We start from the raw sequence: 16,497 nt of genomic DNA, 5'->3' as shown, positions 1-16,497 counted from the left end.
GCTGTACTGACCCGTCTGGTACGGTACGGCCCCATGCAGAAAAAGAACCTACTTCAGGCGGCTGCGCTGCCGCTCCTCCTCCTCCCCGCGCTGGCTTCGGCGGCCGAGTTCGACGGCGGCAGTCTCTCGCCGCTGTGGGGCGTGCCCTTTGCCGGAATCCTGTTGTCGATCGCGCTGTTTCCGCTGCTCGCGCCCGGGTTCTGGCATCACCACTACGGCAAGATCTCCGCAGCCTGGGCGCTGGCGTTCCTGCTGCCCTTTGCGGCGATCTTCGGCGTGCAGTTCGCCGGCGTGCAGCTCGTGCATGCACTGGTGGCCGAGTACATCCCGTTCATCATCCTGCTGACGGCGCTCTTCACCGTGGCGGGCGGCATCCACATCCGGGGCAACCTGCATGGTGCGCCGGGGCTGAACACGTCGATCCTTGCCATCGGCGCGGTGCTTGCGAGCTTCATGGGCACCACGGGCGCGTCGATGCTGCTGATACGGCCGCTGATCCGCGCCAACGACAACCGCGTGCACAAGGTGCACGTGATCGTGTTCTTCATCTTCATCGTCTCGAACGCGGGCGGCTCGCTCACGCCACTGGGCGATCCGCCGCTGTTCCTAGGCTTCCTGAAGGGTGTCAGCTTCTTCTGGACCCTGCAGAACATCCTGCCCGACACCCTGTTCATCCTGGCGGTGTTGCTGGTGCTGTTCTACTTCATCGACCGCCATTACTACCGCAAGGAGGGCGTGCTGCCGGTCGACCCCACGCCCGACACGCCGGGCATCGGCTTCGACGGCGCCGCCAATTTCTGGCTCTTGGGCGGCGTGGTCGCGCTGGTGCTGCTGAGCGGCTTCTGGAAGTCGCCCGTGGTCTTCGACGTGTTCGGCACCGAGGTCGGCCTGCCGGGGCTGGTGCGCGACGTGGGGCTGGCGCTCATCGCGGTGGTCTCGTACAAGCTCACCGCGCCCAAGGTGCACGCCGACAACCAGTTCGAATGGGGCCCGATGGCCGAGGTGGCCAAGCTGTTCGCGGGCATCTTCCTGACCATCATCCCGGTGATCGCGATGCTCAAGGCCGGCACGCAGGGGCCGTTCGGCGCCATCGTCTCGGCCGTGACGCGCGCCGACGGCCAGCCCGATCCGGCGATGTACTTCTGGGCCACCGGCGTGCTGAGCTCCTTCCTCGACAACGCGCCCACCTACCTGGTGTTCTTCAACACCGCGGGCGGCGACCCGGCGGCACTGATGACCACCTATGCCAGCACCCTGGCCGCCATCTCGGCCGGCGCGGTGTTCATGGGCGCCAACACCTACATCGGCAATGCGCCCAACCTGATGGTCAAGGCCATCGCCGAGAGCCGCGGCGTGCGCATGCCGAGCTTCTTCGGCTACATGGCGTGGTCGATGGCCATCCTGGTTCCGCTGTTCGTCATCTGCACCTTCATCTTCTTCCGCTGACCTTTCTTCGCTGAGAGACAACATCATGAGCAAGCCCAAGATCCTGGTCGCGCGCGCGATCTTTCCCGAAACCATCGAGCGTCTGTCGCAGCATTTCGAGATCGAGTCGAACCAGTCCGACGAAAGCTGGAGCAAGGAGCAGCTGATCGCGAAGCTGCAGGGCAAGCAGGGGGCCTTCACCACCGGCAGCGAGCGCATCGACGCCGCTGTGCTCGACGCTTGCCCCGACCTGAAGATCTGCGCCAACATGGCGGTGGGCTACAACAACTTCGACGTCGACGCGATGGCCGCGCACGGCGTGCTCGGCACCAACGCGCCCGACGTGCTGACCGAGACCACGGCCGACTTCGGCTTCGCGCTGCTGATGGCCACCGCGCGCCGCATCACCGAGAGCGAACACTTCCTGCGCGCGGGCAAGTGGCAGAAGTGGAGCTTCGACATGTTCGCGGGCTCCGACATCCACGGCTCCACGCTCGGCATCATCGGCATGGGCCGCATCGGGCAGGGCATTGCCAAGCGCGGCGCGCACGGCTTCGGCATGAAGGTGATCTATCACAACCGCTCCAGGCTCGACGCCGCGCTCGAGGCCGAATGCAAGGCCAGCTACGCGAGCAAGGAAGAGCTGCTCAAGACGGCCGACCACGTGGTGCTGGTGGTGCCTTACTCGCCTGCTTCGCACCACACTATCGGCGCGGCCGAGATCGCACTGATGAAGCCGACCGCCACGCTGATCAACATCGCGCGCGGCGGCATCGTCGACGACGCTGCCCTGGCCGTGGCGCTGCGCGAGAAGCGCATTGCCGCCGCCGGCCTCGACGTGTTCGAGGGTGAGCCGAAAGTGCATCCCGACCTGCTCACCGTGCCCAACGTGGTGCTGACGCCGCACATCGCCAGCGCCACCGTGCCCACGCGCCGTGCCATGGCCGACCTCGCTGCCGACAACCTCATCGCGTACTTCGGCGGCAAGGGGCCGCTGACGCCGGTGACGCCCGTTCCGGCAGCCAGCAAGTAGGCAGAGAGGCAGCACCGCAACCTTGGACGCCTCGCTGATTCTTGTCGGGCTGGCCGTGCTCGCGGCCGTCCAGCTCGTGCTGGTGATATGGCTGCTGGCCCGCCGGCAGCCTCCGCCTGATCTCAGCGAGATGTCCCGCATGCTGGCCACGCTGGGCGCGGCCAACGAGCGCACCGAGCGCGAGCTGCGCCGCGAGATCTCGGAAAGCTCGCGCGGCGCCCGGCAGGAGACCACGCAGGCGTTCGCCACCTTCCAGCAAGCGCTGGTGCAGCAGGGCGCCGAGGCCACGCGCACGCAGAACGCGCAGCTCGACGCCTTCGCGCTGCAGCTTGCCTCGCTGCAGAAGACGCTGGCCGACACGCTCAACAACCAACTTCAGGGCCTGAGCGAGTCGAACGCGCGCCGCCTGTCGGAAGTGCGCGCGACGATGGAGGCGCAGCTCGCGCAGCTGCAGCAGACCAACGCCGCCAAGCTCGACGAGATGCGCAAGACGGTCGACGAGAAGCTGCAGAACACGCTCGAAGCCCGCCTGGGCGAGAGCTTCAGGCAGGTGGCCGACCGGCTGGAGCAGGTGCACAAGGGCCTCGGCGAGATGCAGACGCTGGCCGTGGGCGTCGGCAGCCTGCAGCGCGTGCTGACCAACGTGAAGACGCGCGGCATGTTCGGCGAAGTGCAGCTCGAGGCGTTGCTCGAGCAGGTGCTCACGCCCGACCAGTACGCCCGGCAGATCGAGACCAAGCCGCGCAGCGGGCAGCGCGTCGACTTCGCGATCCGCTTTCCCGGCCGCGGCGACGACGGCGCGCCGGTGTGGCTGCCCATCGACGCCAAGTTTCCGCGCGACGACTACGAGCGGCTGATCGACGCGCACGAACGCGCCGATGCCGCGGGCGCTGACCTCGCGGCCAAGGCGCTCGAGGCGCGCATCCGCACCGAGGCCAAGTCGATCGCCGACAACTACCTCGCGGCGCCGCACACGACCGATTTCGCGATCCTGTTCCTGCCCGTGGAAAGCCTCTACGCCGAGGTGCTGCGCCGGCCCGGCCTGATGGACGCGCTGCAGCGCCAGCACCGCGTGACGCTGGCCGGCCCGACCACCTTGCTCGCGATGCTCAACAGCCTGCACATGGGCTTCCGCACCCTGGCGCTGGAGCGGCAGGCTTCCGAGGTCTGGAAGGTGCTGGGCGCGGTGAAGACCGAGTTCGAGCGCTATGGCGAGTGGGTCGCGCGCATCAAGGAGCAGGTGGCCAAGGCCTCCGACACCATCGACAAGGCCGACACGCGCGCCCGGCAGATGCGCCTGGCGCTGCGCAAGGTCGAGGCGCTGCCCGAAGCGCAGGCCCAGGCGTTGCTGCCACCCACATCCGGCCCCGAGGCCGACAACAACGAGAAAGAAGAGGGCGAAAACTCCCCGTGAAAGGTTCTGAACTGCTGCGTGTCATCGGCGCCCAGGTGTGCCTGCACGCGACCATGGCCGGCATGCGGCTCGCCACGCCGCTGCTGGCGCTTCAACAGGGCTACAGCGCTGCCGCGGTCGGTGTGCTGATCTCGCTGTTCGCGCTGACCCAGGTTTTCCTCGCGTTGCCGGCGGGGCGCTTTGCCGACCGCTACGGCTTCAAGCGGCCCCTGTGGCTTTCGGTGATCGCGGCGGTCGTCGGCGCGGGGCTCGTGGTGATCTTTCCGGTGTTCCCGGTGATGTGCCTCGCGGCGCTGCTGACCGGCGGCGCCACCGGCGCGACGGTGATCGCTCTGCAGCGGCACGTGGGGCGCTCGGCCACCAATGCGACGCAGCTCAAGCGCGTGTTCAGCTGGCTGGCCATCGCGCCGGCCGTGGCCAACTTCGTCGGGCCGTTCCTGGCGGGGATGCTGATCGACCACGCGGGTCGTTCGCCCGCCGACATGCTCGCCTTCCGCATCTCGTTCGCGGTGATGGCGGCGCTGCCCATCCTCTGCTGGATGCTCGCGCGCGGTGCGCACGAGCCGCCGCCGGCCCCGCCCCTGGCGGGCGCCAAGCCGACGCGCGCCTGGGACCTGTTGCGCGAGCCGATGTTCCGCCGGCTGCTGTTCGTGAACTGGCTGCAGTCGTCGAGCTGGGACGTGCACGCCTTCGTGCTGCCGATCCTGGGACACGACCGGGGCATCAGCGCCTCGGTGATCGGCTCGATCCTCGGTGCCTTCGCCATCGCGGCGGCGGTGATCCGCGTGATCCTGCCGGTGATCGCCTCGCGGGCGTCGGAGCGCAACGTGATCCTGACGTCGACGGCGGTCACGGCGATGGTGTTCGCGGTCTATCCGCTGCTGGACTCGGCCTGGACCATGGGCATCTGCTCCGTGGTGCTCGGCTTCGCGCTGGGCGCGGTGCAGCCGATGGTGATGAGCATGCTGCACCAGATCACGCCGCACACCCGCCACGGCGAGGCGCTGGGGCTGCGGCTGATGACCATCAATGCATCGAGCGTGGCGATGCCGATGCTGTTCGGCTCGCTCGGCGCGCTGATCGGGATCGGTGGCGTGTTCTGGGTGGTCGGGGGCGTCGTGGCTCTCGGAGCGAGGGCGACATGGGGGCTGAAGGTTTGACCGGAGTGTGAAATCCACGTTTCAGATAAGAGTAATTCTCATCTGGTTGACAATTTACTGACTCAAAGTCAGTATCAACGCCTTCCTCAATGACCTTGAAGGCGTCCATGGACTCCCCCATTCAGGCCCAGTCAGCATCCGACCCGCGCCGCCGCCTCGCGCTGGTTGCCGCCGTGTATCTCGGCAGCTTCATCGCCACGCTCGACGTGAGCATCGTCAACGTTGCGCTGCCCACGCTGCAGCGCGCGCTTTCCACCGACCTCGCCGGCCTGCAGTGGGTGATCGACATCTATGCGCTGTGCCTCTCGGCCTTCATGCTGTCGGCGGGGCCGCTGGGTGACCGCTATGGCCGCAAGCGCGCGTGGCTGGCCGGCGTGGCCGTGTTCACTCTCGGCTCGGCGATGTGCGCGATGGCCGGCAGCCTGCCGACGCTGTTGGCGGGCAGGGCGGTGCAGGGTGTGGCCGGCGCGCTGATGATCCCGGGCGCGCTGTCGCTGCTGGCACATGCGTTTCCGGACCCGGCCGAAAGAGCGCGGGTGATCGGCGGGTGGTCGTCGTTCACGGCGCTGTCGCTGATCCTCGGGCCGCTGCTTGGCGGGCTGCTGGTGGATCACGCGGGCTGGCAGAGCATCTTCCTCATCAACCTTCCGGTCGGCGTGCTGACGGTGGGGCTGGGCCTCTGGGGCATCCGGGAGACATCGCACCCCGAGCATGCTGCGCTCGATCCGGTCGGGCAGGTGCTCAGCGTGCTGTGGCTGGGCGCGCTGACCTACGGGTTGATCGCCGCGGGCGAGCACGGCTGGGGCTCGGTGCATGCCGCGAGCGCGCTGGTCGCGGCGGCCGTCGGCCTTGCCTTGTTCCTGATGGTGGAAGCGCGCGTGGCGCGGCCGCTGTTGCCGCTCGGGCTGTTCCGCGACGCGCGTTTCTCGGTCGCCAACTTCGCGTCGTTCGTGCTCGGGTTCTCGGCGTACGCCAGCCTGTTCTTCTTCTCGCTGTTCCTGCAGCAGGTGCAGGGCTGGTCGCCCAGCGACACCGGCTGGCGGCTGGTGCCGCAGTTCGTCGCGACCGGCGTGGTGGCCTCGCAGTTCGGCCGCCTGGCACGGCGCTTCGACGTGCATGCGCTGATGATCGCCGGCTACGGCCTCATCGGCGGCGCGATGCTGCTGCTGACGCTGTTCTCCGCCGATACGCCTTATGCCTTGCTGGCGTTGCTGTTCGTGTTCCTCGGCGCGGGCACCGGCCTCGCGGTGCCGGCCACGAGCACTGCCGTGATGGCGCTGGTGCCCGCGCAGCGTTCCGGCATGGCCTCGGCCACGATGAACGCGCTGCGCCAGGCCGGCATGCTGATCGGCATCGCGCTGCTCGGCACGTTGATGAGCACGCGCGCCACCTCGCTGCTGGCGGATGCGCTGGCGCAGGCCGGCTTGCACGATGCCCGGCAGGCGGCGGTGGCCGCGGTCGGCCGCCATGACCTGGGCGCGCTGGCCTCGCTCGACGCGTCCACCTCGCACGGCCTTGTGGCCGATGCACTGGCCGGCGGCTTCCATGCCGCCGTGGCCTGCGCGGGCATCGCCGGCCTGCTGGCTGCGGGCCTGCTCCTGAGCGTGCGGCCTCGCGCCGCCACTGTGCCTGTCCGCGCGGCCTGAGGCTTCATTCCGCCATGCCCGCCGCCCGTGTTCCGGTGGTGCGCTTTCGCGCGCGCCTTCGTTCGGTTTTTTCCAAGGAGCGTTCCATGATCCATCACGAACTCAGTCAATGGCCCCTCGTCATCAGCGTTTCGGCCGGACTCCAGACACTCGAGGGCATGCATGCCTTCACCGAAGACTGGAACCGCTGGCTCGATCGCGGCGAGCCTTTCGTCTCCCTGCGCGTCTTCGCGGATGCCGACGCGCTGGTCCACCCCGAGGGCAGCGCGCAGAGTGCCAGGCAGTGGCTTCAGGAGCGCGGCGCCGACATCCGCCGCCATATGATGGGCATGGCGAGCGTGGTGCCCGCCAACCAGTACGAGAAAATGCGCAAGATGAATGTCGAGAAACTCTTCGGCGTGCCCGCCAGCACCTTTGCCGATTCCGACGATGCACTGGCGTGGCTCGGCGAGCGCGTGATGGAGCCTCGCGGCCTGCGGCTCGACCTCGCCGCCGTGCGCACGGCGATCCGCTCGGCCCGCCTGGCGGTTGCAGCTTCCTGAGGCAGGCGATGGCGAAGAGCGACGGCACTGTCAACATTCCCGCATCTCCAGAGGGAGAGTCGGCACCGCGCCGTCGCACCAAGGCGCCCGAAACGCGCGCCGCGGCGCTGATGGATGCCGCCGAACGGCTTTTCATCGAGAAGGGCATCGCCACCACCAGCATCGACGAGATCGCAGCCGGTGCGCAGGTGGCCAAGGGCACCTTCTACCTGTACTTTCCGTCGAAGGAAGCGCTGCTCGGCGCATTGCAGCAGCGCTTCGTCGACACTTTCTGCGCGCGGCTGCAGGAAGCCATGGACCGGCACCGGCCCGACAACTTCCACGCGCGGCTGAAGGCCTGGGTGGAGACTGGGCTCGAAACCTACCTCGACAACGTCGCCCTGCACGACGTGGTGTTCCACGAGTACCGCCCCGAAGACCGCCGCATGCGCAACGACAACGCGGTGATCACGCAGCTGGTCGCGCTGCTGAAGCAGGGCGACGGCGCCGGCTTCTGGGACGTGGAGGACGCGACTCTCACGGCCGTGATCCTCTTCAATGCGCTGCACGGTGTGGCCGACGACGCGGTGGCGATGGGGCAGACCGGCGAGGCGGAGCGCAAGCGCCGTGCGAAGGCGCTCACGCGGTTCCTCGAGCAGGCGCTGCATCCGGCCGAGGATGACGGCGCCGAGACCGATTGAACCGGGAGCGGGTCAGAGCTTGTAGAAGCGCTTGATCGCGCTCCACGCGTCTTCCGGCGCGTCGACGTATTCGAAGAGCTTCACGTCGCCCGGCGAGATCACGCCTTCCTCGACCAGGAAGTCGAAGTCGATCAGCCGCTTCCAGTAGTCCGAGCCGAACAGCACGATCGGCACCGGCTTCGACTTCTTCGTCTGCACGAGCGTGATCACCTCGAACAGCTCGTCGAGCGTGCCGAAGCCGCCCGGGAACGCTACCAGCGCCTTCGCACGCATCATGAAATGCATCTTGCGGATGGCGAAGTAGTGGAACTTGAAGCTCAGCGCCGGCGTGACGTACGGGTTGGCTTCCTCTTCCATCGGCAGCGCGATGGCCAGGCCGACCGAGAGGCCGCCGCCCTCGTGCGCGCCGCGATTGGCCGCCTGCATGATGCCGGGGCCGCCGCCGGTGCAGATGAAGAGCTTGTCCTGCGGCTCCTTGCCGTTGCTGTACTCGGCAACCAGCTTGCCGAAGGCGCGCGCCTTCTCGTAGTAGTGCGAGTTGCGCGCCAGCCGGCGCCAGCGTTCTGCGGCCGTGGTGTCGCCGCTGAGCTCGGCCTGCGCAATCATGGCCGCGGCGTCTTCCTCGCTGCGGAAGCGCGCGCTCCCGAACACGACCACGGTGTTCTCGATGCCGTGGGCGCGCTGCTCGATGTCGGGTTTCATCAGCTCGAGCTGCATGCGGATGCCGCGCGTCTCGCGGCGCAGCAGGAACTCGGGGTCGGCGAAGGCGATGCGCGAAGGATCGGGGTCGAGGGGAAGGCCCTGGTCCGCGTGGGACTGGAGCGTGGCCCAGGCGTCGGCCAGGCGCTTGTCGTGAAGGTTGTGCGTGTTGTTCATGAAGAAACCGGACAGATTGACCCGGGTGATTGTGCAGCGTTGCAACCATCATGCCCATGAGGTGCGGGAAATGAAAAAGGCTCCTTGCGGAGCCTTTTTCATTGGTGGTGGTCAGCCGGTAGACCGGAGCTCAGACGCGCTTGCGGTATTCGCCGGTGCGCGTGTCGATTTCGATCTTGTCGCCTTGCGACACAAACAGCGGCACGCCGATTTCGAAGCCGGTAGCGATCTTGGCGGGCTTCATGACCTTGCCCGAGGTGTCGCCCTTGACGGCGGGTTCGGTCCAGGTGATTTCGCGTTCCACGCTGGTCGGCAGTTCGACCGAGATGGCCTTGCCGTCGTAGAACACCACTTCGACGGCCATGCCGTCTTCGAGGTAGTTCAGGGCGTCGCCCATGTTCTCGGCTTCGACTTCGTACTGGTTGTACTCGGCGTCCATGCAGACGTACATGGGATCGGCGAAGTAGGAGTAGGTGCACTCCTTCTTGTCGAGCACGATCTGGTCGATCTTGTCGTCGGCCTTGAAGACCACTTCGGTGTTGAAGTTGGCGATCAGGCTCTTCATCTTCATGCGCACGGTGGCGGAGTTGCGGCCGCCGCGGCTGTATTCGGTCTTGAGGACGACCATCGGATCCTTGCCGTGCATGATGACGTTGCCGGCGCGGATTTCTTGAGCGATTTTCATAACAGGGTCTCTGGATGTTGGCCGCTCGGTGCGCGGGGCCTTCGGCTGCCGTCTCGATGCTTGTTTCGACGTTCGCCGGGATGTCTGGCCCCGCGGTACATGTCCCGCGGCAGGTTTAGCGGAGAGCATTTCGGATCGATGAGATCCGGGCCGAAATCCGCAAAGCCCACTATTTTAGCTTTTTTGGGCGACGAAATTCCGCAGTTGCGTGACCAGGTCGTCCTGCGCGAGCAGCCGCGCACGGGCGTTCAGGGCGGTTTCCTGCCACTGCCCCTGTATTTCCGGCACAGGCAGGGCGCCGTTGCCGAAGCCATTCCAGGCGTGGTGAAAAAGCCTCAGCGAAGGCGGGGCGCCGATCCAGTCCAGCCAGGCGTTGAGCTTGACGTGGTGGGCGTCGTCGTCCTGCGGGTAGATCTGCCAGACCAGCGGTGCGCCCGCCCAGAGCGCGCGCACCAGCGAATCCTCGCCACGCACGAAGTTCAGGTCGCAGGCCCACAGAAGATGGTCGAAGTCTGGCTGCGTGAGGTAGGGCAGGTATGAAATTGATAGCGCGCCGTGCCCTTGAGGCGAGGGGGCGCTTCCGAGCAGTGCCTGAACCGCCTGCGTGGCGCGCCCCGCCGTCACCAGCAGGCGGGTGGGTTGGCCGCCTTCGGCGAGCCGGGCCAGCAGGTCAGCCAGCGCCGGGGGCTCGTAGCAGAAGAGGGAAACCAGGCGCTCTTCGCTCCGCCATGGGATCTGAAGGGCGGCCAGCCATGGCGCGCGTTCGAAGCGGGCCCTGCGCTCCATCAGGCCGGGTTCGCGCAGCAATCCTCCGGTGGCGGGCGTGAAGCCGGGATAGAAGAAGCGCTTCGTCAGTCCGGCGCCGGGGCCCTTGAACACCGGCGAGGGCAATCCGTGCAGCCGCTCGACATAGGGTTCGGCCGAAAGGTATTCGAGGTTGACCCAGGCCAGGCCCGGTCCTTCGGCGAAGCGGGCGATCAGCTCCGGCGCCGGCTCGCAGCCGAAGGCTTCGATCAGCACATCGGGTGCTGGTTGCGCAACGGCCGCTCGAAGCGCTGCGGGATCGAGCCAGTCGATCACCTCCACGCCGTCACCGCCTGATGGCGCCATCCAGTGCAGCGCGGTCGCGTCGTCGACCCATAGCCGCACCAGCTCGCCGAGTCCGGCCAGCTGGCACGCCAGTCGCCAGCACACGCCGAGGTCGCCGTGGTTGTCGATGACCTTGCAGAAGATGTCCCATCGCATCGAGGATTGCATGGTCGCGAGTGTGCCCGTGTTCGCGGATGGCCCTTGCTATGCTGTCCGGCACAACCACCACCGGAGAGAGAACCCATGAGGATGAAGACCTTCCGTGCCGCGAAAACCGTGCTCGCCGTCTCCCTGGCACTTTGCGGCATGGCCGCCGCAGTGGCGCAGACGCAGACTCCACCGTCGCTCACGCCGCAGCAGCAGCGCTTCCACGACATCTACAAGGAGCTGATCGAGATCAACACCACCCACTCGGTGGGCGACAACACCGCAGCGGCGCGCGCGATGGAAAAGCGACTGGTCGAGGCGGGCTTCGCGCCTGGCGATATCCAGATCTTCGAACCCTTCCCCAAGAAGGGCAACCTGGTGCTGCGCTTCAAGGGCGACGGCAGCAAGAAGCCGCTGCTCCTGCTGGCTCACATCGACGTGGTCGAGGCCCGCCGCGAAGACTGGAAGACCGATCCCTTCAAGCTGCAGGAAACCGGCGGCTACTTCACCGCCCGTGGCGCGATCGACGACAAGGCGATGGCCGCGGCGCTGGTCTCGGTGGTGGGGCAGCTCAAGCAAGAAGGCTTCAAGCCCAAGCGCGACCTCATCCTGGCTCTCACCGCCGACGAGGAGCGCGGCGATGCGCTCAGCAACGGTGCCTTCTGGCTCATCAACAACAAGCCCGAACTGCTGCAGGCCGAGTTCGGCATCAACGAGGGCGGCGGCGGCGAGCTGCGCGGTGGCAAGCCCAACCTGCACCGCATGCAGGTCGCCGAGAAGATGTACACCACCTACATGCTGGAGGCGCGCGACGTGGGCGGCCACAGCTCGGTGCCGACGAAGAACAACCCGATCTACGCACTGTCGGCCGGCCTGGAGCGGCTGGGCAACTACAGCTTTCCGGTGAAGCTCGCGGACGTCACCAGGACCTACTTCGCGCGCAGCGCGCCGTTCGCAACGGGCCAGCTGGCCGAGGACATGCGCGCTGTCGGCAACGGCAACCCCGATCCGGCGGTGATCGAGCGCATGTCGGCCAACCCGGCCTACAGCGCACAGTTCCGCACCACCTGCGTGGCGACGATGGTGCAGGCCGGCCATGCCGAGAACGCGCTGCCGCAGTCGGCCAAGGCCACGGTCAATTGCCGCATCCTGCCGCACGACGATCCCGACGAGGTGGAGCGCCTGCTGACCCAGGCCATCGGCAACGACAAGATCGTGGTGCGCAACCTGGGCAAGCCGCTGCGCAGCCCGGCCTCGCCGCTGAATGGCGACCTCGTGAAGACGGTGGAATCGATCACGCAGCAGATGTGGCCCGGCGTGCCGGTCGTGCCCGCGATGAGCACCGGCGCCACCGACAGCCGCTTCATGCGCAATGCCGGCATCCCGATGTACGGCGTGACCGGCATGTTCCTGGAACCGTCGGATGCGCGTGCGCACGGCTTGGACGAGCGCATCGAGATCCAGCGTCTGTACGACGGACGCGAGTTCCTGTACCGGCTGGTCAGCGAACTCGCGAAGTAGTACGGCCCTTCACAGGGCCACGAGGACCCTGTGGGTTCTCAGGGCGAGAAGGTATCGCCCAGCACGATGCCTTCGCGCCGTGGGTCGGCACCGCCGGTGAGCACTGGCTTGCCGCCGACGTTCGTGCGGATGACAGTGCTCACGCCGCTGGACTGGGCGCCGAGGTTCATCATGTGGCCCATGGCGCGAAGCCCCTCGATCAGCGGGTCGTTCTTGCCGTCGTTGGTCGTGTTCACGTTGGGATGCTCGCCGCCCACGTTCGTGAGGCTGTAGGTGGCACCGGGGGGCGTGGTCGGTGGGGTGTTGTTGGCACCGAAGTTGACCAGCGACGTGGCTTGCTGCGCATCGAGTCCCCAGTCGAGCGCGCCAACCAGTGTCTTCACCACGTACTGGATGATGGTGCCGCCGCCCGGAGAACCGGTGCCCATGACGAACTCACCCATGCTGCCGTCGGCGTTCTTCCGGAACACCAGCGTCGGCGCCATCGTGCTGCGCGGGCGCTTGCCCGGGGCGACGCGGTTGGCTACCTTGAAGCTTGGAGTCACGCTGGTGTCATCGGGGTGGAGCGCAAAGTCGGTCAGCTGATTGTTCAGCATGAAGCCCTGCGTCATGTGGTACGAGCCGAGCGACGCTTCCACCGTGGTGGTCATCGAGACCACGTTGCCCTGTTTGTCGACGATGGTGAAGTGTGTCGTGCCGTGCTCTTCGGTCTTGTCGATGCCCAGCGGCACCGAGCCGAGGTCGCCGGCCGTTGCCTTGCCCATGCTTTTCGTCAGGCTGATGAGGCTGGCGCGGCCCTGCAGGTAGGACTGTTTGAGCATCATGTCGGTCGAACCGCCCGGCAGCGGCACGAAGTCGGTGTCGGCCACGTACTTGTCGCGGTCGGCATAGGCCAGGCGCTCGGCCTCGCTCACGAGGTGCACGCCCATCACGGTGGGCTTGCCGCCTTCGAGGTCGATGGCTGTCGGCTTGTACAGGCTCAGGTTGAAGGTTTCCAGGATGCCGAGCGTCTGGGCGACGGCGATGCCACCCGAGGAAGGGGGCGGCATGCCGCAGACGTAGTAGTCGCGGTAAGTGCTGCACACCGGATTGCGCCGCTTGGCCTTGTAGTTGGCCAGGTCGGCCATCGTGGTCATGCCGGGCGTGATGGCCGAGCCGTCGTTCGCAGCGGTCGTGATGCCGATCTTGTCGACGATGCCTTGCGCGATGCTGCCCGTATAGAAGGCGTTGGCGCCCTGGGTTGCAATGGTGTTCAGCGTCCTCGCGTACGCCGGGTTCTTCAGCTTCGTGCCCAGCGCCTTCGGTGTGCCGTCCGCATTGAGGAAGTAGGCCGTGGCTTCGGCGTCGCGCTTGAGGCTGGAGGCCGAAAGGGAGATGGCGGCAGCCATGCGCCCGCCGATCGAGAAGCCGTCGGAGGCCAGCGTGATGCCGTAGCCAAACAGGTCTTTCCACGGCAGCTTGCCGTGGTCCTGGTAGGCCAGGTCGAGCATGCGCACTGCGCCCGGCGTGCCGATGGAGCGGCCGCTGGCGCGCGCGCCGCCCGGCTTGGGCGCCGTGGTGTCGGCGCCGGTCGGGTCGATGTAGCGAAGGTAGTTCTCGTTGGCCGCGGCCGGCGCGGTCTCGCGGCCGTCGTAGGTCTGCACTTTCTTCGTCGCCGCGTCGTAGTGCAGCATGAAGGCGCCGCCGCCCAGCCCGCTCGACTGCGGTTCGACCAGCCCGAGCACTGCCTGCACGGCCACCGCCGCATCGACCGCGCTGCCGCCGGCCTTGAGGATGTCGCAGCCCGCGCGCGTGGCCAGCGGATGGTTGGCCACCACCATGTAGTTCTTGGCGTAGACCAGCTTGTGGCCGGGCACGTAGCCCGATGCCGGCTCGGGGGCGGCGGGGTCGCCCGCGTCGCCAGAGCCGACCACCACTGACGAACTGCCACTCGGGATGAGGCAGCCGGTATCGGGTGCGGCCGGTGCGGGTGCCGGCTGATTGGCCGCGTTGATCGCTGCGATCGCCGCAAGGGTGGCTGCCGTGTTCTGCGCGTCGTTGTTGGAGCCGCCGCCGCAAGCCGCCAGGCTCAGGGAGAGAGCGACAGGCGTGAGCGTCCACCAGACGCGTCTGTTGTTGTTTTCCTTCATGGAGATTCCCGAATAGGTTTTTTGAAAAAACACGGGCGCTCCTCGCGCCCGTGCCTCATCTTCAGCACATTTCGTTCCAGCCGTGTCGGGGTTTGCGCGCAGACGGCTGCCGGGCCCCATGCCGCGCGCCACAATAGCCAGCATGTCAGACGTGCATTCCGAACAACTGCTCAGCGAAGTCGCGGCCCTGCCGCAACTGCCCGGCGTGTACCGCTATTTCGATGCGGCCGGCGCGGTGCTCTATGTGGGCAAGGCGCGCAACCTGAAGAAGCGGGTCGCCAACTACTTCCAGAAGAGCCACGGCGGCACCCGCATCGGCCACATGATCTCGAAGATCGTGCGGATGGAAACCACGGTGGTGCGTTCCGAGGCCGAGGCGCTGCTGCTCGAGAACAACCTCATCAAGACGCTCAAGCCGCGCTACAACATCCTGTTTCGCGACGACAAGAGCTATCCGTATCTCAAGATCGCCTCGCACCAGTTTCCGCGGCTGGCCTACTACCGTGGCGCGGTCGACAAGAAGCACCGCTACTTCGGGCCGTACCCCAGTGCCTGGGCGGTCAAGGAATCGATCCAGCTGCTGCAGAAGGTGTTCCGCCTGCGCACCTGCGAAGACACCGTGTATGCCAATCGCACGCGGCCCTGCCTGCTGTACCAGATCAAGCGCTGCAGCGGGCCGTGCGTGGGCCACATTGCACCCGAGGCCTACGCGCAGGACGTGGCCAGTGCCGAAGCCTTCCTGCTGGGCGACACGCAGCTCGTGCTCTCCAAGCTCGAGCAGCGCATGACGGCGCACGCCGAGAAGCTCGAGTTCGAGCAGGCGGCCGAGCTGCGCAACCAGATGTCGGCCATCTCGCGCGTGCTGCACCAGCAGTCCATCGAAATCGCCTCCGACAAGGACGTGGACATCCTGGCGGTGAAGGTGCAGGGCGGTAAAGCCTGCGTGAACCTCGCGATGGTGCGCGGCGGCCGGCACCTGGGCGACCGCCCGTACTTTCCGGTGCATGTGGAAGACGCGGCGCAGATCCATCACGGCGAACTCGACGATGAAGAAGGCCTGCCGCCCGCTGCGGCGGTCCCGGTCGAGGTGCAGGTGCTCGAGGCCTTCATCGCCCAGCACTACATCGACGTGCCCGTGCCCGCCACGCTGGTGTTGAGCGAGCAGGTGAGCCGCGAGCTGATCGAAGCGATCTCGCAGCAGGCCGGTTCGCGCGTGACGGCGGTGTTCCAGCCGCGCGAGCAGCGCCGGCATTGGCTGGAAATGGCCGAGACCAACGCCAAGCTGCAGCTCGCCCGGCTATTGGCCGAAGAGGGCTCGCAACAGGCGCGCACGCGCGCGCTGGCCGACGCGCTGGAGCTTGCGTCGGACGATCTCGACAACTTCCGCGTCGAATGCTTCGACATCTCGCACACCGCGGGCGAGGCGACGCAGGCTTCGTGCGTGGTGTTCGAGCACCATGCCATGCAGAACAAGGAGTACCGCCGCTACAACATCGAAGGCATCACGCCGGGCGACGACTACGCCGCGATGCGCCAGGTGCTGCACCGCCGCTACGGCAAGCTGGCCGAGGCCATGGCGGCCGAGACCGATGCCCTGCCTCCGGGCGACGCCGAGAGCGACGGTAGCGAGGCGCCGCCCAAGACCCGCACGGCCCGCATGCCCGACCTGGTGCTGGTGGACGGCGGCAAGGGGCAGGTGTCGATGGCGCGCGAGGTGTTCGGCGAACTGGGCCTGCCGCTGTCGCTGATCGTCGGGGTCGAGAAGGGCGAGGGCCGCAAGGTCGGGCTCGAAGAACTCGTGTTCGCAGACGGCCGCGAGAAGGTCTACCTGGGCAAGGACTCGGCCGCGCTGATGCTCGTGGCCCAGATCCGCGACGAGGCGCACCGCTTCGCCATCACCGGCATGCGGGCCAAGCGCGCCAAGGTGCGGGTGGGCGGCAGCCAGCTCGAGGACATTCCGGGCATCGGGCCGAAGCGGCGCGCGCGGCTGCTGCAGCGCTTCGGCGGCATCCGCGGCGTGACGGCGGCGAGCGTCGAGGACATCGCGTCGGTCGAGGGCATCGCCTCCGACCTGGCAGAGGAAATCTACAAGGCGTTGCATTGAGCGCATGACCCTCGAAGAGGGGCGGCGCTGCCATGACACAATCAAG

13 protein-coding genes are annotated in these 16,497 nt (G+C 67.1%); 9 read left to right on the top strand and 4 right to left on the bottom strand.

Annotation, left to right across the window (positions count from 1 at the left end):
• Window positions 1-33: 33 nt before the first annotated feature.
• From EJO71_RS26480 to EJO71_RS26450, 7 genes are all read left to right on the top strand, one after another.
• A complete protein-coding gene (locus EJO71_RS26480) occupies window positions 34-1,446 on the top strand; it encodes a sodium:proton antiporter (RefSeq protein ID WP_125951633.1) in 1,413 nt (470 codons plus the stop codon).
• A gap of 25 nt (window positions 1,447-1,471) precedes the next feature.
• Window positions 1,472-2,458 (top strand): D-glycerate dehydrogenase, encoded by a 987-nt coding sequence (locus EJO71_RS26475; protein WP_125951632.1) that lies wholly within the window; start codon window positions 1,472-1,474, stop codon window positions 2,456-2,458.
• A gap of 22 nt (window positions 2,459-2,480) precedes the next feature.
• Window positions 2,481-3,872 carry a DNA recombination protein RmuC gene (gene rmuC / locus EJO71_RS26470; RefSeq protein WP_125951631.1) on the top strand — a complete coding sequence of 464 codons (1,392 nt, stop codon included), beginning with the start codon at window positions 2,481-2,483 and terminating at the stop codon, window positions 3,870-3,872.
• Window positions 3,869-5,032, top strand: coding sequence for an MFS transporter (locus EJO71_RS26465; RefSeq protein ID WP_125951630.1), 1,164 nt, complete (start codon window positions 3,869-3,871; stop codon window positions 5,030-5,032). Before rmuC ends, EJO71_RS26465 begins: the two co-directional genes overlap by 4 nt.
• 107 nt (window positions 5,033-5,139) lie before the next feature.
• Window positions 5,140-6,678: an MFS transporter gene (locus tag EJO71_RS26460; RefSeq protein WP_125951629.1), complete on the top strand. Its 1,539-nt coding sequence runs from the start codon at window positions 5,140-5,142 to the stop codon at window positions 6,676-6,678.
• Window positions 6,679-6,764: 86 nt separating this feature from the next.
• Complete coding sequence (locus EJO71_RS26455) at window positions 6,765-7,220, top strand: hypothetical protein (protein ID WP_125951628.1); 456 nt, start codon at window positions 6,765-6,767, stop codon at window positions 7,218-7,220.
• A gap of 8 nt (window positions 7,221-7,228) precedes the next feature.
• The gene (locus EJO71_RS26450) at window positions 7,229-7,900 is read left to right on the top strand and encodes a TetR/AcrR family transcriptional regulator (RefSeq protein ID WP_125951627.1); all 672 of its coding nucleotides are present in this window, start codon (window positions 7,229-7,231) and stop codon (window positions 7,898-7,900) included.
• 12 nt (window positions 7,901-7,912) lie between these two features.
• Here EJO71_RS26450 and EJO71_RS26445 read toward each other — a convergent pair whose 3' ends face one another.
• From EJO71_RS26445 to earP, 3 genes are all read right to left on the bottom strand, one after another.
• Window positions 7,913-8,776 (bottom strand): TIGR00730 family Rossman fold protein, encoded by an 864-nt coding sequence (locus tag EJO71_RS26445; protein ID WP_125951626.1) that lies wholly within the window; start codon window positions 8,774-8,776, stop codon window positions 7,913-7,915.
• A 130-nt stretch (window positions 8,777-8,906) separates the two neighbouring features.
• Window positions 8,907-9,461 (bottom strand): elongation factor P, encoded by a 555-nt coding sequence (efp, locus tag EJO71_RS26440; protein ID WP_056583043.1) that lies wholly within the window; start codon window positions 9,459-9,461, stop codon window positions 8,907-8,909.
• Window positions 9,462-9,635: 174 nt separating this feature from the next.
• On the bottom strand, window positions 9,636-10,718 hold the full coding sequence (gene earP, locus EJO71_RS26435; RefSeq protein ID WP_125951625.1) for an elongation factor P maturation arginine rhamnosyltransferase EarP: 1,083 nt from the start codon (window positions 10,716-10,718) through the stop codon (window positions 9,636-9,638).
• A gap of 75 nt (window positions 10,719-10,793) precedes the next feature.
• Here earP and EJO71_RS26430 point away from each other — a divergent pair, with 75 nt between their 5' ends.
• Entirely contained in the window at window positions 10,794-12,218 is a 1,425-nt protein-coding gene (locus EJO71_RS26430; protein WP_125951624.1) for a M20/M25/M40 family metallo-hydrolase, read from the top strand.
• A 38-nt stretch (window positions 12,219-12,256) separates the two neighbouring features.
• Here the strand turns inward: EJO71_RS26430 and ggt are convergent, their stop codons facing one another.
• A complete protein-coding gene (gene ggt / locus EJO71_RS26425; protein WP_125951623.1) occupies window positions 12,257-14,347 on the bottom strand; it encodes a gamma-glutamyltransferase in 2,091 nt (696 codons plus the stop codon).
• Between the two features lie 142 nt (window positions 14,348-14,489).
• On the opposite strand from ggt, the gene uvrC reads away from it, so the two are divergent.
• Complete coding sequence (uvrC, locus tag EJO71_RS26420) at window positions 14,490-16,451, top strand: excinuclease ABC subunit UvrC (RefSeq protein WP_125951622.1); 1,962 nt, start codon at window positions 14,490-14,492, stop codon at window positions 16,449-16,451.
• Window positions 16,452-16,497: the final 46 nt, after the last annotated feature.

It is taken from the genome of Variovorax sp. 679, from assembly GCF_003952185.1.
In the GTDB taxonomy this organism is placed as follows: domain Bacteria; phylum Pseudomonadota; class Gammaproteobacteria; order Burkholderiales; family Burkholderiaceae_C; genus Variovorax.
This window is presented reverse-complemented; position numbering and strand designations above follow the sequence as displayed.

Excerpts from the sequence above, each read along its gene's own strand:
- EJO71_RS26480 (WP_125951633.1), top strand. The coding sequence starts at position 34 with ATGCAGAAAAAGAACCTACTTCAGGCGGCTGCGCTGCCGCTCCTCCTC.
- EJO71_RS26475 (WP_125951632.1), top strand. The coding sequence starts at position 1,472 with ATGAGCAAGCCCAAGATCCTGGTCGCGCGCGCGATCTTTCCCGAAACC.
- EJO71_RS26460 (WP_125951629.1), top strand. The coding sequence starts at position 5,140 with ATGGACTCCCCCATTCAGGCCCAGTCAGCATCCGACCCGCGCCGCCGC.
- EJO71_RS26455 (WP_125951628.1), top strand. The coding sequence starts at position 6,765 with ATGATCCATCACGAACTCAGTCAATGGCCCCTCGTCATCAGCGTTTCG.
- EJO71_RS26450 (WP_125951627.1), top strand. The coding sequence starts at position 7,229 with ATGGCGAAGAGCGACGGCACTGTCAACATTCCCGCATCTCCAGAGGGA.
- EJO71_RS26445 (WP_125951626.1), bottom strand. The coding sequence starts at position 8,776 with ATGAACAACACGCACAACCTTCACGACAAGCGCCTGGCCGACGCCTGG.
- efp (WP_056583043.1), bottom strand. The coding sequence starts at position 9,461 with ATGAAAATCGCTCAAGAAATCCGCGCCGGCAACGTCATCATGCACGGC.
- earP (WP_125951625.1), bottom strand. The coding sequence starts at position 10,718 with ATGCAATCCTCGATGCGATGGGACATCTTCTGCAAGGTCATCGACAAC.
- EJO71_RS26430 (WP_125951624.1), top strand. The coding sequence starts at position 10,794 with ATGAGGATGAAGACCTTCCGTGCCGCGAAAACCGTGCTCGCCGTCTCC.
- ggt (WP_125951623.1), bottom strand. The coding sequence starts at position 14,347 with ATGAAGGAAAACAACAACAGACGCGTCTGGTGGACGCTCACGCCTGTC.
- uvrC (WP_125951622.1), top strand. The coding sequence starts at position 14,490 with ATGTCAGACGTGCATTCCGAACAACTGCTCAGCGAAGTCGCGGCCCTG.